Raw genomic sequence first — 20,641 nt, 5'->3', positions numbered from 1 at the left:
TCTGCTTTGAGATTGTTCTGTTACAGGGCTTCCGGGCCGGTTTCGCCGGTCCGGATGCGAATGGCTTGTTCAACGGGCGAGACAAAGATTTTGCCGTCGCCGATCTTGTCGGTTTTGGCTGCCGCAACGATGGCGTCGATGGCCGCATCAACCTGATCGTCGTCCAGCACAACCTCGACCTTCACCTTGGGCAGGAAATCAACGACGTATTCCGCGCCGCGGTAGAGTTCGGTGTGGCCTTTCTGACGGCCAAAACCCTTGACTTCGATCACGCTGAGACCCTGGACGCCGACGTCCTGCAGCGCCTCTTTAACTTCATCGAGTTTGAACGGCTTGATGATCGCTTCGATCTTCTTCATCCCGGGCTCCTTTTAACTCTTGTCACTGAGGCACTGACCACGTCTAAAATCGGTCGGCAATGTGATTGCGAAAATGGTCCGGGTTGGGCGCTTAGAAAAAAGGCGACAGGTCAAATTTTGATCGACTTGCACAAAAAGTAATCGAAATTGAATCACCGGGGGATTTGAGATGACGGAATTGCTGACAGCGGCGCAGATGCGGGCGATAGAACAGGCCGCTATTGAGTCCGGTCAGGTGACGGGTCTGGAGCTTATGGAGCGCGCCGGTCGCGGAGTTGTCGAGGCGATTTTCGAAGAATGGCCGGAGCTGTCGAAAACGTCCGGAGCGGCCGTGGTTTTCTGCGGCCCCGGTAACAATGGCGGTGACGGGTTTGTCGTCGCGCGGTTGTTGAAAGAGTGGGGCTGGGAGGTCGATGTTTATCTATTTTGCGATCCGGGCAAGCTGCCGCCAGACGCAAAAGCGAACTATGCGCGATGGTGTGCGATCGGAACCGTCGCGGAAGGGAAGCCGGTCGCTGAGGAATTGCTGCAGCGCGACCACAACCTTGTAATTGACGCAGTATTTGGAACGGGATTGTCGCGCCCACTTTCAGGTGCTGCAAAGGCGTTTTGCCTGGAAATGTTCAAGACTGGAATTGATGTGGCAATCGACGTTCCGTCCGGTTTCTGCTCCGATAGTGGGAAATTTCTGGACGAAGAAACGTCGTTTTATGATGGACCGATGGGCGTTGCGCTTATCGTGACGTTCGAACGCAAGAGGTTAGGCCACGAACTCGGTATTCTCGCGGATCAGGCTAAAACGTTAAAAGTCAAGGAAATCGGAGTATCCGACTTTGTACCTTCTTATCGGCGGGACTTTTCCATGCAATATGAGGCTGGGCGTGCTCGCTATCGGGCCTCAAGTAAGAACATTTCTGACATTCGTACCGGCAAACCGACGCATAAGTTCTCGTACGGCCATGCGCTGATCCTCTCTGGGGGCTCAGGTAAAACCGGCGCGGCGCGATTGGCGGCGCGTGGAGCTTTGCGGATCGGGGCCGGGTTGGTGACATTGGGTGTTCCTCTGGCAGCGCAGACGGAGGTCGCGGCGCAGGTGACAGCGATCATGTTGCAGCAAGTGGAGGATGCCAGTTCGTTATCCGAAGCTCTGAGAGACGAGCGTCTGAATGCCTTATGCCTTGGCCCCGGAATCGGGCTGGACCGAGGGCAGGATTTGGTGCCGGCCGCTCTGGCGGCTGGGAGGTCAACCGTTCTGGACGCGGATGCGTTGACGGGTTTTGCGAAAGCCCCCTCGACCTTGTTCAACATGCTGCATGAAAATTGTGTCCTCACTCCGCACGGGGGAGAATTCGCGCGTCTATTCCCTGACATAGCTGAAAAGCTAAAGGCGGTTCCCACCAAAGGCCCGGCCTATTCCAAGGTCGACGCTACTCGCGAGGCCGCCAAGCGGGCAGGGTGCGTGGTTCTGTTCAAGGGGCCGGATACAGTGATTGCTGCGCCGGATGGGCGCTGCGCGATCAATTCGGCCCACTACGAGCGGTCCGCACCGTGGCTGGCAACGGCGGGTTCCGGCGATGTTTTGGCGGGGTTCATCACTGGCTTGATGGCGCGCGGCTTTGATCCCATGTCGGCCGCGGAAACAGCGGCTTGGTTGCATGTGGAATGCGCACGTTCCTTCGGTCCGGGTCTGATTGCCGAGGATTTGCCCGAGCTGCTGCCTCGGGTGTTTCAGCAAATGTCCAGTTGACGCATGCGCGGAATTTGGCCGCTTTCCCTGGCTTTCGGCAAGAATTGGCCGCACGCATCTGCATCATTGCATGTCATTCTTTTGAAAGACGTGTGGTGGAGTGGCAGACTTGACACAGGAGCCCTGAACAATTTGAGGGCGCGCGAACAACGTGTTGATATATTTGCCATTTAGTTTCTGCCGATTTAGAGCCGTAAGGCGGAACCTCAGAGTCAGAATAGCCGGTTCTACGTGATGGATCTGTCGCATGAGTTCAGCCCGCTGACAGTATCCAAAAATAACGTTCATGGTGAAAGAAATGACAGTGAAATTAAGCATCCCTTCAATTGCCGGAGTTCTGGCCGTTACCACGGCAATTCCCGCTGCAGCCGAATTGAAGTACGACAACAACAGTGGCGGTTATGTGCTGCTGTATGGTCAGTTTGACCCGGTGATCGTGTCGGTCGATGACGGCCAGGAGACCGAGACCCGCTTGCTGGACAATGACCTGTCCAACAGCCGGGTGGGCCTGCGCGTGATGCAGCCTTACGGTAGTAACGAGTTCATGTTCCGGTTCGAGACGGGTCTGGGTCTGCCAAGTACCGGGTCGGCCAACCAGGACGGCACCAACACCAATGGCTGGACCCGCGAAGATATTCGTCACGTCGATTTCTCGCTCAAGGGGGGATACGGCAAATTTTCCGCCGGTCAGGGAAGCATGGCCTCGGACGGAGCCGCTGAAACGGATCTGTCTTACGTCGGAACCGCATTGTATTCGTTTACGAACGACGAAAACGGCGCATTCTTCTATCGTGCACCCGATGGTATCCTGAGTGACATCACAGTTGGTGACTCGGCCAGCAACTTTGACGGGGCTCGCCGGGGTAGGGTGCGTTACGATACACCTGATTTCAACGGCTTCTCGGCCGCAATCGCTTATGGCCAGAACATCCTGTCCAGCAGCGACGATGACGATTACTACGACATCGCAGTCAAATATCGGAACACCTTCACAAACGGCGTCGAGTTTGCAGCCAGCATTGCATACGCTGTGCGTGACTTTGACGGCCAACCTGGTGAACGCAAGGATACCATCGGATCGGCCTCGGTCTTGATGCCAAGCGGCTTTAGCTTCACAGCGGCTCTGGGATCGCGCGACGATACCTCGGCAGGGGCAAGCGATCCGGACTACTGGTACACCAAGCTTGCTTACGAAGGCGATTGGGTGTCGTGGGGCAAAACCGGTGTTGGTATCGACTATTTCGACGGTTCGGATTTCGAAAACCAGGGGTCCAGCACAAAGTCGTGGGGTATCGCAGTTGTTCAGCGGATCGATGCGATCAACACGGATGCCTATCTGAAGTACCGTAACCACGATTTCGACGACACGGTCGACTTTGACAAGAACGAAGCCTGGGTGCTGGGTGCGCTCTGGAAGTTCTGACGACAATTCCCCGTGAACTGGACGCGCCCCGACTTAGTTCGGGGCGTTTTTTTTGTTCAAATCGGCGGCAAAACAAGGCGGATCCGGCCATTGCCTCTTGCACGCGGGCGGCTGGGCAAATAGAAGGCGTCAAATTTGCCCGGCGCGCCGTTTTGCGCGCCCCGAATCCTATGGGGACTACCATAATGCAGGTTACCGAGACGCTGAACGAAGGTCTGAAACGCGGCTACAATATCGTCGTATCCGCAGCCGAGCTGGACGACAAAGTTAACGAGAAACTGGTCGAAGCGCAGCCGGAAATCGAGATGAAGGGTTTCCGCAAAGGCAAGGTGCCGATGGCGCTGCTGAAAAAGCAGTTCGGCCAGCGCCTGTTGGGCGAAGCGATGCAGGAAAGCATCGACGGTGCGATGAACAAGCACTTTGAAGACAGCGGCGAACGCCCCGCGCTGCAGCCCGAGGTCAAAATGACCAATGAGGACTGGAAAGAAGGCGACGATGTAGAAGTCGCAATGTCCTATGAGGCACTGCCCGAGATTCCCGAAGTTGACCTGAAATCGGTTGAACTGGAAAAGCTGGTTGTCAAAGCAGACGACGCTGCCGTTGAAGAAGCGCTGAACAACCTGGCCGAAACCGCTCAGGACTTCAAAGCGCGCCGCAAGGGTTCGAAAGCCAAGGATGGCGATCAGGTTGTGATCGACTTCGTTGGCAAGGTTGACGGCGAAGAGTTCGAAGGCGGTTCCGCTGAAGACTATCCGCTGGTTCTGGGTTCGAACAGCTTCATCCCCGGCTTCGAAGAGCAGCTGGTTGGCGTGAAGGCCGAAGAAGTCAAAGACGTCGAAGTAAAGTTCCCCGAGGAATATGGCGCCGAGCACCTGGCCGGTAAAGACGCCGTTTTCACCTGCACCGTCAAAGAGGTCAAAGAGCCGGTTGCGGCCGAGATCAACGACGAACTGGCCACGAAATTTGGCGCAGAAGATCTGGAAGCCCTGAAAGGCCAAATCGCCGAGCGTCTGGAAGCGGAATATGCCGGTGCCTCGCGCGCTGTTATGAAGCGTGCTCTGCTCGACGCGCTGGACGAGAAAGTCTCGTTCGACCTGCCGCCGTCGCTGGTTGAAGCCGAAGCCAAGCAGATTGCACACCAGCTGTGGCACGAAGAAAACCCGGAAGTGGAAGGCCACGACCACGGTGAGATCGAGCCCACGGACGAGCACAACAAGCTGGCCGAACGCCGCGTGCGTCTGGGTCTGCTGCTGGCCGAGCTGGGCCAGAAGGCCGAGGTCGAAGTGACCGATGCGGAAATGACTCAGGCGATCATGAACCAGGCGCGTCAGTACCCGGGTCAGGAACGCCAGTTCTTTGAGTTCGTTCAGCAGAACGCTCAGATGCAGCAGCAGCTGCGCGCGCCGATCTTCGAAGACAAGGTTATCGACTACGTATTCGAACTGGCTCAGGTTGCGGACAAAGAAGTCAGCAAGGACGACCTGCAGAAAGCCGTTGAGGCACTGGAAGAGGAGTAATCCTCTTCCGCCCATCCCCATGGGCACAAAAATAAACGGAGCCGTCTGAAATTAGACGGCTCCGCGTGGGTGGCTTCAACTTATGAGGTGAGGGGGTCAGGCCTCATGAGCAAAAGCACGGGGGGTTCTTAGCAGAGCGGTCTTCTGCTCTGGCGTAAATCGGTCCGAAAGCGCTTCGATCAGTTTCAACACTGACTCTACTTCGGCCTTCGATGTTGCCGAATTCATCTGTTCGACAAAGTATTTTTCCAGCTGTGTTAGCGGCTGATGGTCGTAATTCGCGGCACTTGGCTTTGCTTTTGCACCTTCGAAGCGCTCAAGCGCCTGTTCGTCGGTCAGAAAGACATCATGTTCAATGCCAGCATAATCCCGAATTCCCGAAATCCGCTCCTCCGAGCAGTCCATAAGGGCGGCCATCGCTACCACCTTGCCCATCGGCTTGGCGGTTCCAAGATAGTCGTAAGGCGCGTTGCCCGACCGTTGCAGGACGCGGTTCATCACCGGGTCGATCACGGCGATCGAGTCCAATACACCCGCTGTTTTCGCGTATTCGAACGAACCGATCATAACCTCGCTGGTGACATAGGACACAGAGTTTTCCCCACGACCGCGTCCTAGCTTTTTGGTGTCGACGCAAAACCGTGTTGCTTCCCAAACCTGAGCGCTGCGGATCGGTGGTTCGCCGTCCAGAATTGAATGAAAAACGTCGGACAGCATATGTGGCCCGGTCGTTTGCAGCAGTCTCATGCACCCAACAACGTCCCCCTCGTCGTTGATGCTGACTACGTGTGCAGGATGCAGATCGTCAAAATGGTCGCGCTCGCGCCCATCAACGATGTTGACCTCCCAGCCAAGACGGTCTCCAAAAACGCGTGCGCGCAGTTTGAACATCTCGTCCAAGACGTCATTAAACTTATGTTGGTTGATACCATCAATTACGATGATCATTTCCATCCCCCTACAGTCTGGTTACCGTAGAGAATAAGTTAACTAAGTTTTGAGCTGAGACTATTGGGGGTTTCCCGTATTTTTTATCTTTTTTGATTATCCTGGGGCAATTAAGCCCAGTCCAATGGCCCGTCCGATAGCCTGAGGTGTGGTCAAGGCACCGAGTTTTTCCCGCCCGGATCGCATGTGAACTTCGACGGTTCGGTGAGAAATCGACAGGATATCGCCAATATCCTGCTGAGATTTGCCGTCAGCGACCCATTGCAGGATCTCTTTTTCCCGCGTCGAAAGGGCTGGAAGATACAGCGCTTTGGCCAGCAGGCCGGACTGCATCACAGTATCATGCGCCTGAACAGCAGCCATCTGCAGGTCCCCCATGACATGTTTTTTAAGCTTTTCCCACTCTGCATCCGAACAATCGCGGGTCACATTCAACAGACCGCATTCTCCGTAAGGACCGCGCACGGGAACGGTCAAACCCCTTGGAGTTATGCCGAAATCATGCGCGTCACGGAAAACCGAGTGGAATTTTTCGTCGTGATTGAAGCGTCCCCAATCAACAGGGGCGATGCTGAGAACAGATTGGTATAGGGTCGGGTCGAAATGGTGAAATCCTTGACTTCCATAGTGAATTTTCCATTCGTCCGGATAGTTTGCATAGCCTTGGACGTCACCCTTCACGGGATTGAAGGTGGCATAAGACGCATAATCAAAGCCGAGTTCCTCGCAGACAGCGTTAATAATGTCGGCTGCCGACTTCTCCTCGTGGTCGATCGCGGCCAAGTCTATGAGTTTCACCTGTCCAACCCTTACGGCGGCAAATCTTTCCCCAAAGAAGTGCCATATCTGTCCATTTCATTGCATACGTTGCGTCAACTTAGGTGTCCCGCGCAAGGTATTTGTTCAAAACGTTTAGGCATATTGCGTGGTTCCGGCAACATAGTACCTAAGTAAACCACTAAGACACCTGTTAATATATTGTTCACATTTGGACTTGAAATTCAAGTCGACATCATTCCGGCCGCAAACCTGTTTCAATCAACATTCCTTGCGCTTTTGCTTCGGGGTAATAGCCCTTGGCATAGAGAAATATCGCGCGTTTCTGGTCGCCATCCGACAAGAGCCACGCACCGCGAAGGTATTTTCCGGCGAATTCCAGATTGGTTTCCGCGTCCAGCAATCCCTTTGCGTTACCTTTATATCCCATGGAACGCGCCGTCGCCGGAAGGATCTGCAACAGTCCGTAATATGGGCGGTTCACAGCCCACGGCCGATGCGTGCTTTCCCGAATCGCCAGCTTGTGAACCAACTCACGCGGCAATTCGTAGTGGTCGGCCCATTTGTTGATTGACGCGCGCAGCTCGGGGGTCTCATTGGGGTACAGAGGGGGATCAAAGGCATCACGGGCCGAAGTGTCAGGGCCACCACAGGCAGCGAGGGGCGCGGCAAGTAACATGGCCATAACGCTTCGGCGCAAAAAGTTATTCATCAGGGAACTCCGAGTTTCTGGACCCGATGATATGAGTTGATACCGTGACCGCAAGCATAGGTAAAAACTCTGGCTGATTTCTGCCCGTCTTGCGTGTGTACGAAAAAAGACCGCACGTTGAGTGCGGCCTTTTAAAACTCAGGTTAGCTAGATCAGGCCTTGGCTTCGTCTTCTTCAGCCGGGGCTTCTTCGGCAACCAGATCATCGTCGTCGGAGGCGGCGGAACCGATATCGTCGAACAGTTCAGCGATTTCGAATTCAGCGGCGGCCTCTTCTTCAGCTGCCAGTTCCTGGATCGATTTGCCCGACGCCTGCAGTTCGGCTTCTTCTTCCGAACGGGCGACGTTCATTTTGATTTCAACTTCGACCTCGGGGTGCAGCTTGACTGCCAGCGAGTGAAGACCCAGTTCCTTGATCGGAGCGATCAGGGCAATCTGCTTCTTGTCGACGGTGAAACCAGCTTCGGTTGCAGCGTCTGCTGCGTCACGCGGGGTGACCGAGCCGTACAGAGCGCCGGCATCCGATGCCGAGCGGATCACGATGAACTGCTGACCGTCCAGCTTTTCAGCCAGTGCTTCAGCTTCTTTCTTGGTTTCCAGGTTGCGCGCCTCAAGCTGCGCTTTCTGAGCTTCGAACGACGCGATGTTAGCGTCCGATGCGCTCAGCGCTTTGCCCTGGGGCAGCAGGAAGTTGCGGGCGTAGCCGGGCTTGACGTCAACGACGTCGCCCATTTGACCCAGTTTCGCAACGCGTTCGAGAAGGATAACTTGCATGTCAGTCTCTCCTTACTTCACGGCGTAGGGCAGCAGGGCGAGGAAACGGGCGCGCTTGATAGCACGGGCCAGTTCACGCTGCTTTTTCGCCGAAACGGCGGTGATGCGCGAAGGAACGATCTTGCCACGCTCAGAGATGTAGCGCTGCAGCAGACGGGTGTCTTTGTAGTCGATCTTCGGCGCGTTGTCGCCCGAGAACGGGCAAACTTTGCGGCGGCGGAAAAATGGTTTTGCGGCCATGGTGTATGTCCTTTTGTCAGGCTTAGATCAGCGGCGCTCGCGGCGGCCTTCGCGCTCATCGCGCTTCTGCATCTGGACCGAGGGGCCCTCGGCATGCTCGTCGACCTTGATGGTCAGAACGCGCATAACGTCGTCATGCAGGCGCATCAGGCGTTCCATTTCCTGAACGGCACCAGCGGGGGCGTCCGTCTTCAGGAAGGCGTAGTGGCCTTTGCGGTTCTTGTTGATCTTGTAGGCCATCGTCTTGACGCCCCAGTACTCGCTTTCGACGACGTTGCCGCCGTTGTCAGCCAGAACGGTGCCGAAATGTTCGACGAGGCTTTCTGCCTGCGCGTTGGACAAGTCCTGACGCGCGATCATTACATGCTCATACAGTGGCATGTGCACTCCTGTTTATATCAAGGCGCATTTCAAAGGCGGGGCCATCTGGTCCTTCGCGACCCTGCCACGAGAGGCTGCGCGATTCATAACTCTTGCGAAGGATGGCCCCATATACACGATTGCGCGCAGGGGGCAAGCCCTGCCACAAATGCCTTTGCGAAGTCGCGCTATTAACATTCAATTAACATTGCACCGCCCAATTCCTGACTCTTTTCGGCTCAAAGTTGTTTTGCATACCGGGGACTAGCCGGACAGAACGAACCTAAAGACGGCAACCTGAAACAGGGTACAGTGAAATGACCGCGATAAACACGAATACCTACGACAAGTCCGCGACCACCGCGAACTATGAGCAATCGGTTCCAGTTCTTATCGCATTCGCGCCAAACTGGCCGGCCCGGATCATTCTTGCACGTGTCGCAGGAGCGTTTCTGATCGTCGTTGCATTCTCGATGTGGCTGATGTCTGGCGCAGTGATGGCAACTGAGGTCTGGCCGATTAAACTGGCTGCGTCGCTTATGTTTCTTCTTGTTGGCGTGAGCCTGCTGACCATTCAGGTTCTGGATCCGCGCCCTGATGCCTATTTCGATCCGATCCGTCGCGAGGTTCGGGTTCTGCAAAAGAATGAAAACGGACGCCCTCAGACGGTGTTGCGCCGCAGCTACGACACCTTGGGAGGTGCCCGGTTTGCGGATGACCAGGTCGAACTGTACGACGTGGATGGCAGCCTGCTGATGAAACTGCCGCTACAATCGGCGGATGTCAGCCGAGCGCTGAAGGGGCAACTCAGCGGAAGTGTAACAATCTTTGCCTGATTTCTTTTCTGTTCATTTAAGAACAGAAAATGTGAGAGATTGAGTCTTGTGTGCCGCCCTTGGGCGGCACATTTTCGTTATCGAGCATTCCAACTGGTTTGCATCCACAACATTTTTGGAGATTGTCATGAAATCCACCCTTCTTGCTGCTGCACTGGCCGTATCGGCGACCTCGGCATTTGCGAGCGCCGAGAAATACGTTCTGGACCCCAGCCACAGCCAGGTTGTCTTTACCTACAACCACCTTGGTTTCTCGACCACGACCGGCATGTTCTCGGGCTTTGAGGGCGAGATCATGTTCGATCAAGAGAACCCGGCTGGTTCCAGCGTGAGTGTTTCGATGCCAGTCGTCGAAATGATCACCGGATGGAAACCGCGCGAAGATCACTTCATGACCGAAGACTTTTTTGGCGTTGCCGAAGGTGACCTGATCACGTTCACCTCGACCGGCATTGAAGTGACCGGCGACAATACCGCGAACATCACCGGCGATCTGACCATGAACGGCGTGACTAAGTCGGTCGTTCTGGACGCAAAGCTGAATCAAGTTGGCGAGCATCCGATGGCGGGCAAACCCTGGGCCGGTTTCGATGCGACCACCACATTGGTCCGCAGCGAGTTCGATCTGGGGCAGTTTGCGCCGTTTGTGGGCGACGAAGTGGAAGTTCGTATCTCGGTTGAAGCACAGAAGGCCGAATAAGCCTGCGTCAAACCCAAAGATTACCGCCGGGACCGAAAGGCTCCGGCGGTTTTTTGCATAGAAGCTATTGTTCTGCCTGCGTCGCCGTGAGTTCAACGGCCACTTTGACGCCAAACGCCAGAGAGTCTTCGGTCGGTTGTGATTTTCCGATGTCGAAGTCTAGCCGGTTAAGCTCGAGTTCGCCTTGCATCTTCGCGGTGCCGTCCTGCAGGTCCAGTTCAAACGGCAACACGACGTCCATGGTTTTGTCCCGGATGGTCAATGTGCCGCGCGCCTCATAGGCTAGGTCGGTCTTGAACAGGTCGGCTGTGAATTGCGCGGTGGGGAACTGACTGCTGTCAAAGAAATCGGCGCCCAACGCCTGATCTGTCACCGTGCCAATGCTTAGAGAGCCGATGGCGACTGTCACGTCAATAGACCCCGCAGGCCCGGGTTCAGCCGGATCGTCAAAGGTGATTGCGGCGGTCCACTCGGAAAACCCGCCGTTTACGGGGCTGCCCAACTGAGTGATCGTGATGCCCAGCGTGCCTTCCTGCACCTGCCAGTCGGATTGCACCGCTTCCAACTCGGCTGACGTGTGATCTGAAGTCGGATGCGCAGAATAGACCCCGTCAAACCAACCGACGGCCAGAGCCGCGCCCCAGATCACGATGGCGGCGAATGCAGGGACGGGAGAATGCCATTGCTGCGGTGGTTCCGGTAGCTCGATGCGACCGGGCAACATACGGCGCAGCGTGCTGTCCTTATCGATAACGTGGTGCTTGAGGGCGCCGGCGATGTGCAACACCAAGGCACCCAGCAAAACCAGCATCAGTACTTTGTGCAAGCCGCCGGTCACTTCGGCCACTTCGGGGGACTTGGGAACGAAAGGCAGGTTTTGTCCGAACGGCCAAAGGATCGGAGCGAAGCCTTCGGTTGCCGCATGGTGAATCCAACCGGTCAGAGGAACCAGAACCAGCGAGCCGTACAACAACCAATGCACAGTTTCTGCCGCAAAGGCCTCGGGTTTGTTTTCGGCGTTCAGCAGGCCGGGTTTGGGTTGACTCAGCGCCCACAGGATTCGGGCCAGTGCAACAATGAACACGGTGACGCCGATCGTTTTGTGCAGCGAGAATAGTTGCGCGGCTTGCTGAAGGTCTTCTGGTGTTGTCGGAATGGCCGGGTCTTCAATGGCATGTGCCAGTCGGTTTGCGAACCAACCTATCGGGAAGGCCGACAGAATTAACAAGGCCGTCAGCCAGTGAAAGGTTTTGGTAACGCCCCCATAGCTTTGGGCGGTGTTGGCAAGGGACATTGGTGAAAAGCTCCGGTCTGTTTGCTGGTGCTAACCTAATTGCACAGCGTTTCGACACAATAGCGTCTAGCGCACAGATTGCGTGTCAGGATGCAGAGCTTGTGCCGCTCGTTCACTCGGTTTACACCCCCACGCAACCTAACGTCATCCAAGAGGTTGCAATGACACGCGCGTTCGTTTTTCCGGGGCAGGGCGCCCAAACCATCGGCATGGGCAAAGCACTGGCTGAGGCCTATCCGACTGCTCAGGCCATTTTCGATGAGGTTGACGACGCGCTGGGCGAAAAGCTGAGCAGCCTGATCTGGGAAGGTGACATCGCAGAGCTGACGCTGACCCAGAATGCGCAACCGGCCCTGATGGCAACTTCGATGGCGGCAATGCGCGCATTAGAAGCTGAGGGCGTTGCGGTGATAGATGCGGCATATGTCGCCGGTCACTCTCTGGGTGAGTATTCGGCCCTAGCAGCGGCAGGAGCGTTGACTGTGGCTGACACCGCGCGTCTGTTGCGCACCCGCGGTCAAGCGATGCAAAGCGCGGTGCCGGTGGGCGAGGGCGCGATGGCTGCGATCCTTGGGTTGGATCTTGAGGCCGTGCGTGCCGTTGCAGAAGAGGCTGCACAGAATGGGGTCTGTCAGGCCGCGAACGACAATGATCCTACTCAGGTTGTGGTGTCGGGCGCCAAGGCCGCCGTGGAACGTGCTGCTGAGATTGCCAAGGAAAAAGGCGCCAAGCGTGCTGTGATGTTGCCCGTAAGCGCTCCGTTCCATTGTGCATTGATGCAGCCTGCCGCGGATGTGATGGCCGAGGCGCTGGCAGCTGTGGAAATCAAAGCTCCGGCGGTTCCGTTGGTGGCGAACGTCCGAGCTGAGGCCGTCAGTGACCCGGACCTGATCCGGCAGTTGCTGGTCGAGCAGGTCACTGGGTCCGTGCGCTGGCGCGAGAGCGTGCAGTATATGGCAGCACAGGGTGTAACCGAGACATGGGAAGTCGGCGCGGGCAAGGCGCTGTCGGGCATGATCCGCAAGATCGACCGCTCGATTGCCGGTAAGGCTGTTGGCACGCCGGATGACGTGCAGAATGTGATTCAGAGCGAATCGTAAGGACAACGTGCGACGCAAGTTGTGCACCAAGAGGAAGATCGAATGTTTGATTTGACAGGTAAGAATGCGCTGATCACCGGTGCGTCCGGTGGGATTGGCGGCGAGATCGCACGTGCGTTGCACGGCGCGGGTGCGACCGTTGCGTTGTCCGGTACGCGGGTTGAGCCGCTGGAGGCGCTGGCGGCTGAGCTGGGCGACCGGGCTCATGTCCTGCCGTGCAACCTGAGCGATGGTGAGGCCGTGGCCGCGCTGCCGAAACAGGCGGCCGAGGCGATGGGCTCGGTTGATATTCTGGTCAACAACGCCGGGATCACGCGGGACAACCTGTTCATGCGTATGTCGGACGACGAGTGGCAGAGCGTGATCGACGTGAACATGACCTCGACCGCCCGGCTGTGCAAAGGCGTCTTGCGGGGCATGATGAAGGCCCGCTGGGGTCGGATCATAAATATCTCGTCCGTGGTTGGCGCCACTGGTAACCCCGGTCAGGCAAATTACGCGGCGTCCAAGGCAGGTATGGTCGGCATGACCAAGTCGCTGGCCTATGAGGTTGCCAGCCGCGGGATCACTGCCAATGCGGTTGCGCCTGGCTTCATCACCACGGCCATGACCGACAAGCTGACCGACGATCAAAAGGCAGGCATTTTGGGGCAGGTTCCGGCCGGACGCATGGGCGATGCATCGGAAATTGCGGCGGCTGTTCTGTATCTTGCCAGCCCCGAAGCCGGATATGTTACCGGAACCACCTTGCATGTTAACGGCGGTATGGCCATGTTGTGAGCGCGGACAGGGGCAGGTGCGAAAGCGTTTGCCTCGCGCGTTGTCTATGTTATAGGCGGCGCATAAATGCTGAGGTCGACCAAACGGTCGGCCTTCTACTTTCCCGGTCATCCGGGAGCCAACCGCCCGCACCGGGCAAATCAAAGCCAGCCTGAGCGGGCAAGGGCAGAACCGGGCACTAGGCCCTGAAAACGGAATGAGGAATAGACATGAGCGACGTCGCAGATCGCGTAAAAAAGATCGTTGTTGAGCACCTGGGTGTTGAAGAAGACAAAGTGACCGAAAACGCGTCATTCATCGACGATCTGGGCGCAGACAGCCTGGATACTGTTGAGCTGGTTATGGCCTTCGAAGAAGAATTCGGAATCGAGATCCCTGATGACGCAGCCGAGACCATCCAGACATTTGGCGACGCCGTCAAATTCATCTCGGAAGCCTCCTAAGAGCTTCGAAAACGTTAAAAAGCGGCGCTTCCGGGCAACGGAGGCGCCGTTTTTTATTGTCCGTTAGAAATTCAGGCTTGCAAGCTGCGGCATTCGTTCGCAACCATTTATGTGAGGCTTAAATTTCTGAGCGGGCAGGGCATGATACGATCCACCCCGATGATAAACACGGCACGCCTGACGCTGTGCGCCATGCGGCCAGAGGATTTCAACCGGTTCGCCGAGATTTGGCGGAACCCGTGTATTGTGCGGCATATCGGTGGCATACCGCGTTCTCGTGGTGAGGCGTGGGATTCTTTTCTTCGCAATGCGGGGCACTGGCAGATGGCTGGGTTCGGTCAATGGGCCGTGGTTCAGCAATCGAATCGGCAAATGATCGGTCAGGCCGGTTTTTTCTACGGTAACCGTTCAATCGGTGAAGATTTCGACAGTTTCCCCGAGGCCGGATGGATTTTGGTTCCCGAGGCGCAGGGGCAGGGGCTGGGGTTCGAGGCCGCGCAGGCCGCGCACGACTGGTTTGACCGAATTATGCCCGGCCCATTGGTTGCAATGGTAAATTCGGCGAACGAGGCCTCGCAAAAGTTGGCTGGAAAGCTTGGGTATGTTCCCATGCGCGAATGCGATTTCAACGGCAGTGAGGTGACACTTTTCCGCCGCAACGGGCCACCCGCCCGTCACTGACACTTTGAGACTTCGGGATGCCGCAAACCGGCCGTAGTTTGCCGATCTTGGTAACATCGGGCTGATCTTCCGCGTGTATGGTACTCTGGATTTGCAGAGCGATTGAGCGGAGGAGCAAGCTCATGAGGATTTACCCCACGATGGAATTGCAGAACGGCCGGTGTGTCACACTGGACAAGGGCCGTCTGGACGAAGCGATGATCTGGCATGTGAATCCGACGGAAACGGCACGCAGCTGGTCTGCCGCCGGGGCCACGTGGATGCACCTGACGGATTTTGACGCGATCGAAGGCAGCGATGCCAACGCCGCGTTGGTCGAAGAAATTATCCGCACTTCCGAAATGTCGGTGCAACTGGCCGGCGGTATGCGGACAAGGGAACAGGTTGAACACTGGATCGACAAGGGCGCGGGTCGGATTGTGATCGGAACGCTGGCCGCTTGGGATCCAAACCTGGTCAAGGAACTGGCCAAGCTGTACCCGGACCAGATCGTTCTGGCCGTGGATGTTTGGCAGGGCCAGGTCATGACAGAAGGCTGGCGCAGCCAGAGTGCGTTTACACCCGAAGCTTTCATCGAAGCCTTCGAAGGCACGCCGTTCGCGGCAATTCTGGTGACTGACATCGACAGTGATATTGAAGATGTTGACGCGCAGCTGGGTCTGATCTCTGGTATTGCAGAAGCATCACGTACCCCGGTTATCGCCAGCGGTGTTGTTCGCACCGTCGATGATATCTCGCGCCTGGCGTATGTTCATAACATTTCGGGTGCATTGGTCGGGCGGGCGTTGTTCCGTAAGACGATCGATTTGTCGGACGCGTTGGAAGTCGCCGCGCAAGCGCACGAACCGATCGCCGAATTCCAGTAATACCACGTCAATTCTACAAGCCCCGCCTCATTCTTTTCAGGGAAGGGGCGGGGCAGTTCGTTCCGGCACATAGCTTCCTGCCGGAACTTCCGGCGAAATGGTGCCGGTGCGGAATGTGCCGTTGCTCTTGCCCCCGGACCCCGGGCCGGGGTATGAGCGGTTCTCAAATAGGAAGCAGGCAAGAGGCATTTCATGCGCAGAGTCGTTGTAACCGGTCTGGGATTGGTCACTCCTTTGGCCAGCGGGGTCGAGGAATCTTGGTCGCGGCTGCTGGATGGAGAATCCGGCGCGGGCCCGATCACGCAGTTTGATGCCGAAGCAAGCGGTGTCACCACGACCTATGCCTGCGAAGTTCCGCGCGGCGATGGCACCAACGGGACATTCAACCCCGATGACTGGCTGCCGCCGAAAGAGCAGCGCAAGATCGAAGACTTCATTCTCTATTCCATCGCGGCCGCCGACATGGCCTGTCAGGACGCCAACTGGCTGCCTGAGGGTGAAGAGGACCGCCTGCGCACAGGCGTTTTGATTGGTTCCGGTATTGGCGGGCTGGGCTCTATCGCTGAAACAGCGAACCTGATCCGCGACAAAGGTCCGCGCCGCGTGTCGCCGTTCTTTATTCCCGGGGCTCTGATCAACCTGGCATCTGGCCAGGTCTCGATCCGTCATGGCTTCAAGGGGCCGAACCACTCGGTCGTGACTGCTTGCTCCACCGGCGCGCACGCCATTGGCGACGCGAGCCGCATCATTCGCGCAGGTGACGCGGACGTCATGGTTGCAGGCGGCGGCGAAGGTTGCATCTGCGAAATCGGTATTGCCGGTTTCAACGCATGCAAGGCGCTGTCGACCAAATACGCGGACGATCCGAAGAAAGCGAGCCGGCCATACGATGTGGATCGTGACGGATTCGTCATGGGCGAGGGCGCAGGCATCGTGGTTCTGGAAGAATACGAGCATGCTAAAGCACGTGGCGCGAAGATCTATGCGGAAGTGCTGGGCTACGGTATGTCCGGTGACGCCTATCACATCACCGCCCCGTCTGAAGATGGTGACGGTGCAGAACGTTCGATGAAAGCCGCGCTGCGCAGCGCCGGGCTGGAGCCGAAAGATCTGGACTATATCAACGCGCATGGTACCTCGACCATGGCCGACACGATCGAGCTGGGTGCGGTTGAGCGCCTGCTGGGCGATCACGCCAGCAAGGCGACCATGACCTCGACCAAATCGGCCACCGGCCACCTGTTGGGTGCGGCTGGCGCGATTGAGGCGATCTTCTCGATCCTCGCGATCCGCGATCAGGTTGCTCCGCCTACGATCAACCTGGACAATCCGGCGGTTGAGACGCCGATTGATCTGGCACCGAACGCAAAACGCGAGCGGGAAATCAACGTGGCGCTGTCGAACTCGTTCGGCTTTGGCGGCACCAACGCCAGCGTGATCTTCGGAAAGGTCAGCTAAATGTTCCGGGCTCTTGCTTCGAACGCGTTGACTCTGCTGATCGTCGGCCTGTTCCTGATGGGGGGGCTGATCCTGTGGGGCCAGTCGCAATATAAGGCCGAGGGCCCACTGGAAACCGCCATGTGCCTGCAGGTCAAAAGCGGTTCGAACATGACAAAGGTGAGTCGCGAACTGGAAGATCAAGGTGCCATCAGCAATGCGACGATCTTCCGGATGGCGGCGGACTACACCGACAAAGCCCAGCAACTGAAGGCCGGCAGCTTTCTGGTGCGCGAAGGCGCGTCGATGGAGCAGATCATCGACGAAATCACCAGCAGCGGTGCCAGCACCTGTGGCTCCGAGATCGAGTATCGTATCGGCGTCACCCGGATTCAGACGCGCGTGCGCGAACTGGACCCTGCAACGCTGGACTTTGTCGAAATCGCTTCGTTTGATGCAACTGACGAGGACATTCCCGCCGAGTACACAGAAAAGCGAGGCGATGCCGACACCCGGTATCGCGTTTCGGTTGCTGAGGGCGTGACGTCCTGGCAGGTGGTTGAGGGGCTCAAAGGAATTGACACTCTGACCGGCGAAATCGGGGAAATTCCGGCCGAGGGCATGTTGGCACCCGACAGCTACGAACTGGCCCCCGGCGCTGACCGGGCGGCCATTTTGCAGGCGATGCAGGACAAACAACAACTGCGCATCAACGCTGTTTGGGAAGGCCGTCAAGAAGATTTGCCTATCAGCAGCCCAGAAGAGATGCTGATCCTCGCTTCTATCATCGAGAAGGAAACCGGTGTTCCACATGAGCGCGGTCAGGTTGCCAGTGTCTTTGTGAACCGCCTTGAACAGGGGATGAAGCTGCAAACGGACCCAACGGTCATCTACGGCGTCACCAAGGGGCAGGGTACGCTGGGTCGCGGTCTGCGTCGTAGTGAGCTGCGTCGGGCAACGCCTTGGAATACCTACGTGATCGATGGGTTGCCACCGACACCGATTGCAAACCCCGGACTGGCCAGCCTTGAGGCAGCCGTCGCGCCCGAAGACACCAATTTCGTCTTCTTCGTTGCGGATGGAACGGGCGGTCACGCGTTTGCGGAAACTCTGCAGGAACACAATCGCAACGTTGCCAAGTGGCGTGAGATTGAGGCCGAGCGGCAAAGTTCAGGCAACTAAATAAGGCCGCGCCGGAAACCAAGCCTTTAGCCAGACGAGTTGCTGATCACGCGACAGCGGTTGCGAGATCGGCGGCTCCTTCATGTCAGGTTCGAGTCCAAAGCCACGGTCTTGAATTTTAATTCAGAGATTACTAACCGTGATGAAAATTGCTTTCTTCGGAAATCAATGGCTGAGTAAGTCATTTCAGTGAAGGTTCCATTTTGATCTTGGCAACTGATTGGGCCAATAGTGCAGGTGGCCAATGAAACAGCGCGGAGTCCTTCTTTATTACGTCACAGCGGCGTTTTCTGTGTTTGTGGTCGGCTCGGGGATATTTTTCCTATCAGCTAGTATGAAACCAACTGCTGATGTCGAAGCACGTTATCGAAACGATGTACACTCTGTTTGGCTGGAAAACTGGAAGCCCGGCGATGTCAGGACTCTGCGTCTTGACGAAAAACCAATTGTGTTGTGGCGTCGAGATATCACAGAAATTGCGGCTGCGATGGCACAGATTGATCCAGACGTTTCAAAGGAAGAATGGTTGAATGTGCTGAACGACGGAACGTTTGCGTTTGAGATAGGGCCGGAAGCTTACAATCGTTTAGAATGGTTCATTGCTAGCCCCATAAACGTCGGCGGATATGGGTGCATTGTACATCCGAAGGTCGGCGATTACGACGGCTTTCTTGATCCTTGCCAGGCCGTGCACTTCGATATGTGGGGGCGCCCGAAAGCAGGACCAACCACGGAAAACCTGAAAGTAACTCCCGCTTGGTTTTCTGAGGACCTGCAGTCAGTCTATTTGGACCTTTCAGATATGCCGACCATGAAATGATCTGACCAACATTACGTCCGCACCAGCCAATCCTATCCTCCTGTTCTTCTACATAGTCAAAGCTTTAAACCAAAACACCCTCGCAGATATTTGCGAGGGTGTTTTTCTTGTTAGAGCCCGCTGCGCCTTGGGTTGTTCAGGCTTTGCGACACTCCCGGTAAGAGGCTTGGCCGCAAACGTGGCTCCATGCTTTGGCTTAGGCAGCGGGGCGTCGACGCGGCCGGCGACGCTTGGAAGGCGCAGGCTTGGACGCCGTGTTCGCAGCTTTGGGTTTGATGCCGCGGCCCCGGAAACCGCCGCGTCCGCGGGACTTTTTGGGTTCTGCAACTTCGGGCATCGTGCCGCTCGCGACAGGGATTTCGATTTTCATCAGTTTCTGAATCTGACGGAACTGATCCAGCTCATCGGGGGCGCAGAACGCAATCCCTTCGCCCTCGCGACCGGCACGGGCCGTTCGGCCGATACGGTGAACATAATTGTCCGGCACCTCGGGCAGGTCATAGTTGATCACATAAGCGACACCCGGAATGTCGATGCCGCGCGCGGCGACATCGGTGGCGACCAGTACGTTGATCTCTCCGGTGCGAAACGCTTTGATGGCGCGGTCACGTTGCCCCTGACTTTTGTTTCCGTGAATGGAGGCGGCGTTGAAGCCGTCTTTGACGAGGTCTTTCATCAGGCGTTCCGCACCGTGTTTGGTACGTGCAAAGACCAAAGTCAGAGCACCCATGTCCGCCGACAGGATTTCGCGCAGTTTCACAGGCTTCTCAGCCCGGCTGAGGAAGTGCACCGACTGAGCGATTTTGTCGGCCGCCTTGCCCGGAGGTGAAACCTGCACCCGGTGGGGGTTCGTCAGATAGGCCTGGCTGATCTCTTCCATCTGTTTCGGCATCGTGGCCGAAAACAGCATGGTTTGGCGCGGGGTTCCCAGCTTGGGCGCAATTTTGCGGAGCGCGTGAATGAAACCCATGTCAAGCATCTGATCCGCTTCGTCCAGAACCAGATGGCGCACTTGGCTGAGGTCTACCGCCTCACGTTCCATCAGGTCGATCAGACGACCGGGAGTGGCGACCAGAATATCGGTCCCGCGGGACAGAAATGAGATCTGTTTTCCGATGGACTGCCCCCCAACAACGGTGGCGACGCGCAGCTTGGATTTCTGTGTCAGGTTGCGCAGGCTTTCGGCGATCTGGTTGACCAGTTCGCGTGTGGGGGCGAGGATCAGCGCTTTGGCCGTTTTGGGGGCTGGTCTGCCGGGCTGGGCCAGCAGGTGGTCGATCAGCGGCAGGCCAAAGGCCAGTGTCTTGCCGGTGCCGGTTTGGGCCAGCCCGAGGATATCGTGGCCTTTTAGCGCCAACGGGATCGCCTGGTTCTGAATCGGAGTCGGTTGGGTGAAGTTGGCGCGTTCCAGCGCTTCATTCAGGGCCGGGGCGAGGCCCAGCATGTCGAAGTCGAACAAGTGTCATTCCTTTGCGGCCCATGGCGAAAGGTCAACCACGGACAATAGTGTTTGATCCCGCAAACTGCGAGACCGGCAGGGTTTTTACGAAGCCTCGGGTTGCACAGGCGAGTCCTGTGGCATCCGGCCGTCGCATCAAGAACCCTGCGTGATGGGGAACTGGGAAATGTTTAGCGCACTGTTGGGG

Annotated in this window: 22 protein-coding genes; 13 read left to right on the top strand and 9 right to left on the bottom strand. The window is 56.8% G+C overall.

Annotated features, from left to right (window positions below):
- Window positions 1–20: 20 nt before the first annotated feature.
- Entirely contained in the window at window positions 21–359 is a 339-nt protein-coding gene (locus tag ACR0J0_RS01830) for a P-II family nitrogen regulator (RefSeq protein WP_058274017.1), read from the bottom strand.
- A gap of 169 nt (window positions 360–528) precedes the next feature.
- Between ACR0J0_RS01830 and ACR0J0_RS01825 the strand changes: the two genes are divergently transcribed.
- From ACR0J0_RS01825 to tig, 3 genes are all read left to right on the top strand, one after another.
- The gene (locus ACR0J0_RS01825; protein WP_480660864.1) at window positions 529–2,106 is read left to right on the top strand and encodes an NAD(P)H-hydrate dehydratase; all 1,578 of its coding nucleotides are present in this window, start codon (window positions 529–531) and stop codon (window positions 2,104–2,106) included.
- 298 nt (window positions 2,107–2,404) lie between these two features.
- Complete coding sequence (locus ACR0J0_RS01820; RefSeq protein ID WP_480660862.1) at window positions 2,405–3,529, top strand: porin; 1,125 nt, start codon at window positions 2,405–2,407, stop codon at window positions 3,527–3,529.
- Window positions 3,530–3,714: 185 nt separating this feature from the next.
- Window positions 3,715–5,046 (top strand): trigger factor, encoded by a 1,332-nt coding sequence (tig, locus tag ACR0J0_RS01815; protein ID WP_480660860.1) that lies wholly within the window; start codon window positions 3,715–3,717, stop codon window positions 5,044–5,046.
- 96 nt (window positions 5,047–5,142) lie between these two features.
- Here tig and ACR0J0_RS01810 read toward each other — a convergent pair whose 3' ends face one another.
- From ACR0J0_RS01810 to rpsF, 6 genes are all read right to left on the bottom strand, one after another.
- The gene (locus tag ACR0J0_RS01810) at window positions 5,143–5,994 is read right to left on the bottom strand and encodes an acyl-homoserine-lactone synthase (protein ID WP_480660859.1); all 852 of its coding nucleotides are present in this window, start codon (window positions 5,992–5,994) and stop codon (window positions 5,143–5,145) included.
- Window positions 5,995–6,090: 96 nt separating this feature from the next.
- On the bottom strand, window positions 6,091–6,792 hold the full coding sequence (locus tag ACR0J0_RS01805; protein WP_480660858.1) for a helix-turn-helix transcriptional regulator: 702 nt from the start codon (window positions 6,790–6,792) through the stop codon (window positions 6,091–6,093).
- 214 nt (window positions 6,793–7,006) lie between these two features.
- A complete protein-coding gene (locus ACR0J0_RS01800) occupies window positions 7,007–7,483 on the bottom strand; it encodes a transglycosylase SLT domain-containing protein (RefSeq protein WP_480660856.1) in 477 nt (158 codons plus the stop codon).
- Between the two features lie 152 nt (window positions 7,484–7,635).
- A complete protein-coding gene (rplI, locus tag ACR0J0_RS01795; RefSeq protein ID WP_475064066.1) occupies window positions 7,636–8,256 on the bottom strand; it encodes a 50S ribosomal protein L9 in 621 nt (206 codons plus the stop codon).
- Between the two features lie 12 nt (window positions 8,257–8,268).
- Complete coding sequence (gene rpsR, locus ACR0J0_RS01790; protein WP_005982441.1) at window positions 8,269–8,496, bottom strand: 30S ribosomal protein S18; 228 nt, start codon at window positions 8,494–8,496, stop codon at window positions 8,269–8,271.
- Window positions 8,497–8,523: 27 nt separating this feature from the next.
- Entirely contained in the window at window positions 8,524–8,877 is a 354-nt protein-coding gene (rpsF, locus tag ACR0J0_RS01785; protein ID WP_155151103.1) for a 30S ribosomal protein S6, read from the bottom strand.
- 296 nt (window positions 8,878–9,173) lie between these two features.
- On the opposite strand from rpsF, the gene ACR0J0_RS01780 reads away from it, so the two are divergent.
- A complete protein-coding gene (locus ACR0J0_RS01780) occupies window positions 9,174–9,692 on the top strand; it encodes a hypothetical protein (protein ID WP_480660853.1) in 519 nt (172 codons plus the stop codon).
- A gap of 127 nt (window positions 9,693–9,819) precedes the next feature.
- The gene (locus ACR0J0_RS01775; RefSeq protein WP_480660851.1) at window positions 9,820–10,392 is read left to right on the top strand and encodes a YceI family protein; all 573 of its coding nucleotides are present in this window, start codon (window positions 9,820–9,822) and stop codon (window positions 10,390–10,392) included.
- Window positions 10,393–10,456: 64 nt separating this feature from the next.
- Here ACR0J0_RS01775 and ACR0J0_RS01770 read toward each other — a convergent pair whose 3' ends face one another.
- The gene (locus ACR0J0_RS01770) at window positions 10,457–11,686 is read right to left on the bottom strand and encodes a cytochrome b/b6 domain-containing protein (RefSeq protein WP_480660849.1); all 1,230 of its coding nucleotides are present in this window, start codon (window positions 11,684–11,686) and stop codon (window positions 10,457–10,459) included.
- Between the two features lie 161 nt (window positions 11,687–11,847).
- Here ACR0J0_RS01770 and fabD point away from each other — a divergent pair, with 161 nt between their 5' ends.
- From fabD to ACR0J0_RS01730, 8 genes are all read left to right on the top strand, one after another.
- On the top strand, window positions 11,848–12,786 hold the full coding sequence (gene fabD, locus ACR0J0_RS01765; RefSeq protein ID WP_480660847.1) for an ACP S-malonyltransferase: 939 nt from the start codon (window positions 11,848–11,850) through the stop codon (window positions 12,784–12,786).
- A 42-nt stretch (window positions 12,787–12,828) separates the two neighbouring features.
- Entirely contained in the window at window positions 12,829–13,566 is a 738-nt protein-coding gene (gene fabG, locus ACR0J0_RS01760) for a 3-oxoacyl-[acyl-carrier-protein] reductase (protein ID WP_239343691.1), read from the top strand.
- Window positions 13,567–13,775: 209 nt separating this feature from the next.
- A complete protein-coding gene (locus ACR0J0_RS01755; RefSeq protein ID WP_005982462.1) occupies window positions 13,776–14,009 on the top strand; it encodes an acyl carrier protein in 234 nt (77 codons plus the stop codon).
- Between the two features lie 141 nt (window positions 14,010–14,150).
- A complete protein-coding gene (locus tag ACR0J0_RS01750) occupies window positions 14,151–14,690 on the top strand; it encodes a GNAT family N-acetyltransferase (RefSeq protein ID WP_480660845.1) in 540 nt (179 codons plus the stop codon).
- A 122-nt stretch (window positions 14,691–14,812) separates the two neighbouring features.
- A complete protein-coding gene (locus tag ACR0J0_RS01745) occupies window positions 14,813–15,556 on the top strand; it encodes a 1-(5-phosphoribosyl)-5-[(5-phosphoribosylamino)methylideneamino]imidazole-4-carboxamide isomerase (protein ID WP_480660843.1) in 744 nt (247 codons plus the stop codon).
- Between the two features lie 192 nt (window positions 15,557–15,748).
- Window positions 15,749–17,014: a beta-ketoacyl-ACP synthase II gene (gene fabF, locus ACR0J0_RS01740; protein ID WP_480660842.1), complete on the top strand. Its 1,266-nt coding sequence runs from the start codon at window positions 15,749–15,751 to the stop codon at window positions 17,012–17,014.
- Complete coding sequence (gene mltG, locus ACR0J0_RS01735) at window positions 17,015–18,175, top strand: endolytic transglycosylase MltG (protein ID WP_480660840.1); 1,161 nt, start codon at window positions 17,015–17,017, stop codon at window positions 18,173–18,175. It abuts the gene before it with no gap.
- A 244-nt stretch (window positions 18,176–18,419) separates the two neighbouring features.
- Entirely contained in the window at window positions 18,420–18,995 is a 576-nt protein-coding gene (locus tag ACR0J0_RS01730; protein WP_480660839.1) for a Rieske (2Fe-2S) protein, read from the top strand.
- A gap of 196 nt (window positions 18,996–19,191) precedes the next feature.
- Here ACR0J0_RS01730 and ACR0J0_RS01725 read toward each other — a convergent pair whose 3' ends face one another.
- Window positions 19,192–20,454: a DEAD/DEAH box helicase gene (locus ACR0J0_RS01725; RefSeq protein WP_480660837.1), complete on the bottom strand. Its 1,263-nt coding sequence runs from the start codon at window positions 20,452–20,454 to the stop codon at window positions 19,192–19,194.
- Window positions 20,455–20,641: the final 187 nt, after the last annotated feature.

This window comes from Ruegeria sp. BF12, assembly GCF_056538705.1.
The sequence above is the reverse complement of the archived record's forward strand: the minus strand, read 5'-3'. Positions and strand labels throughout refer to the sequence as shown.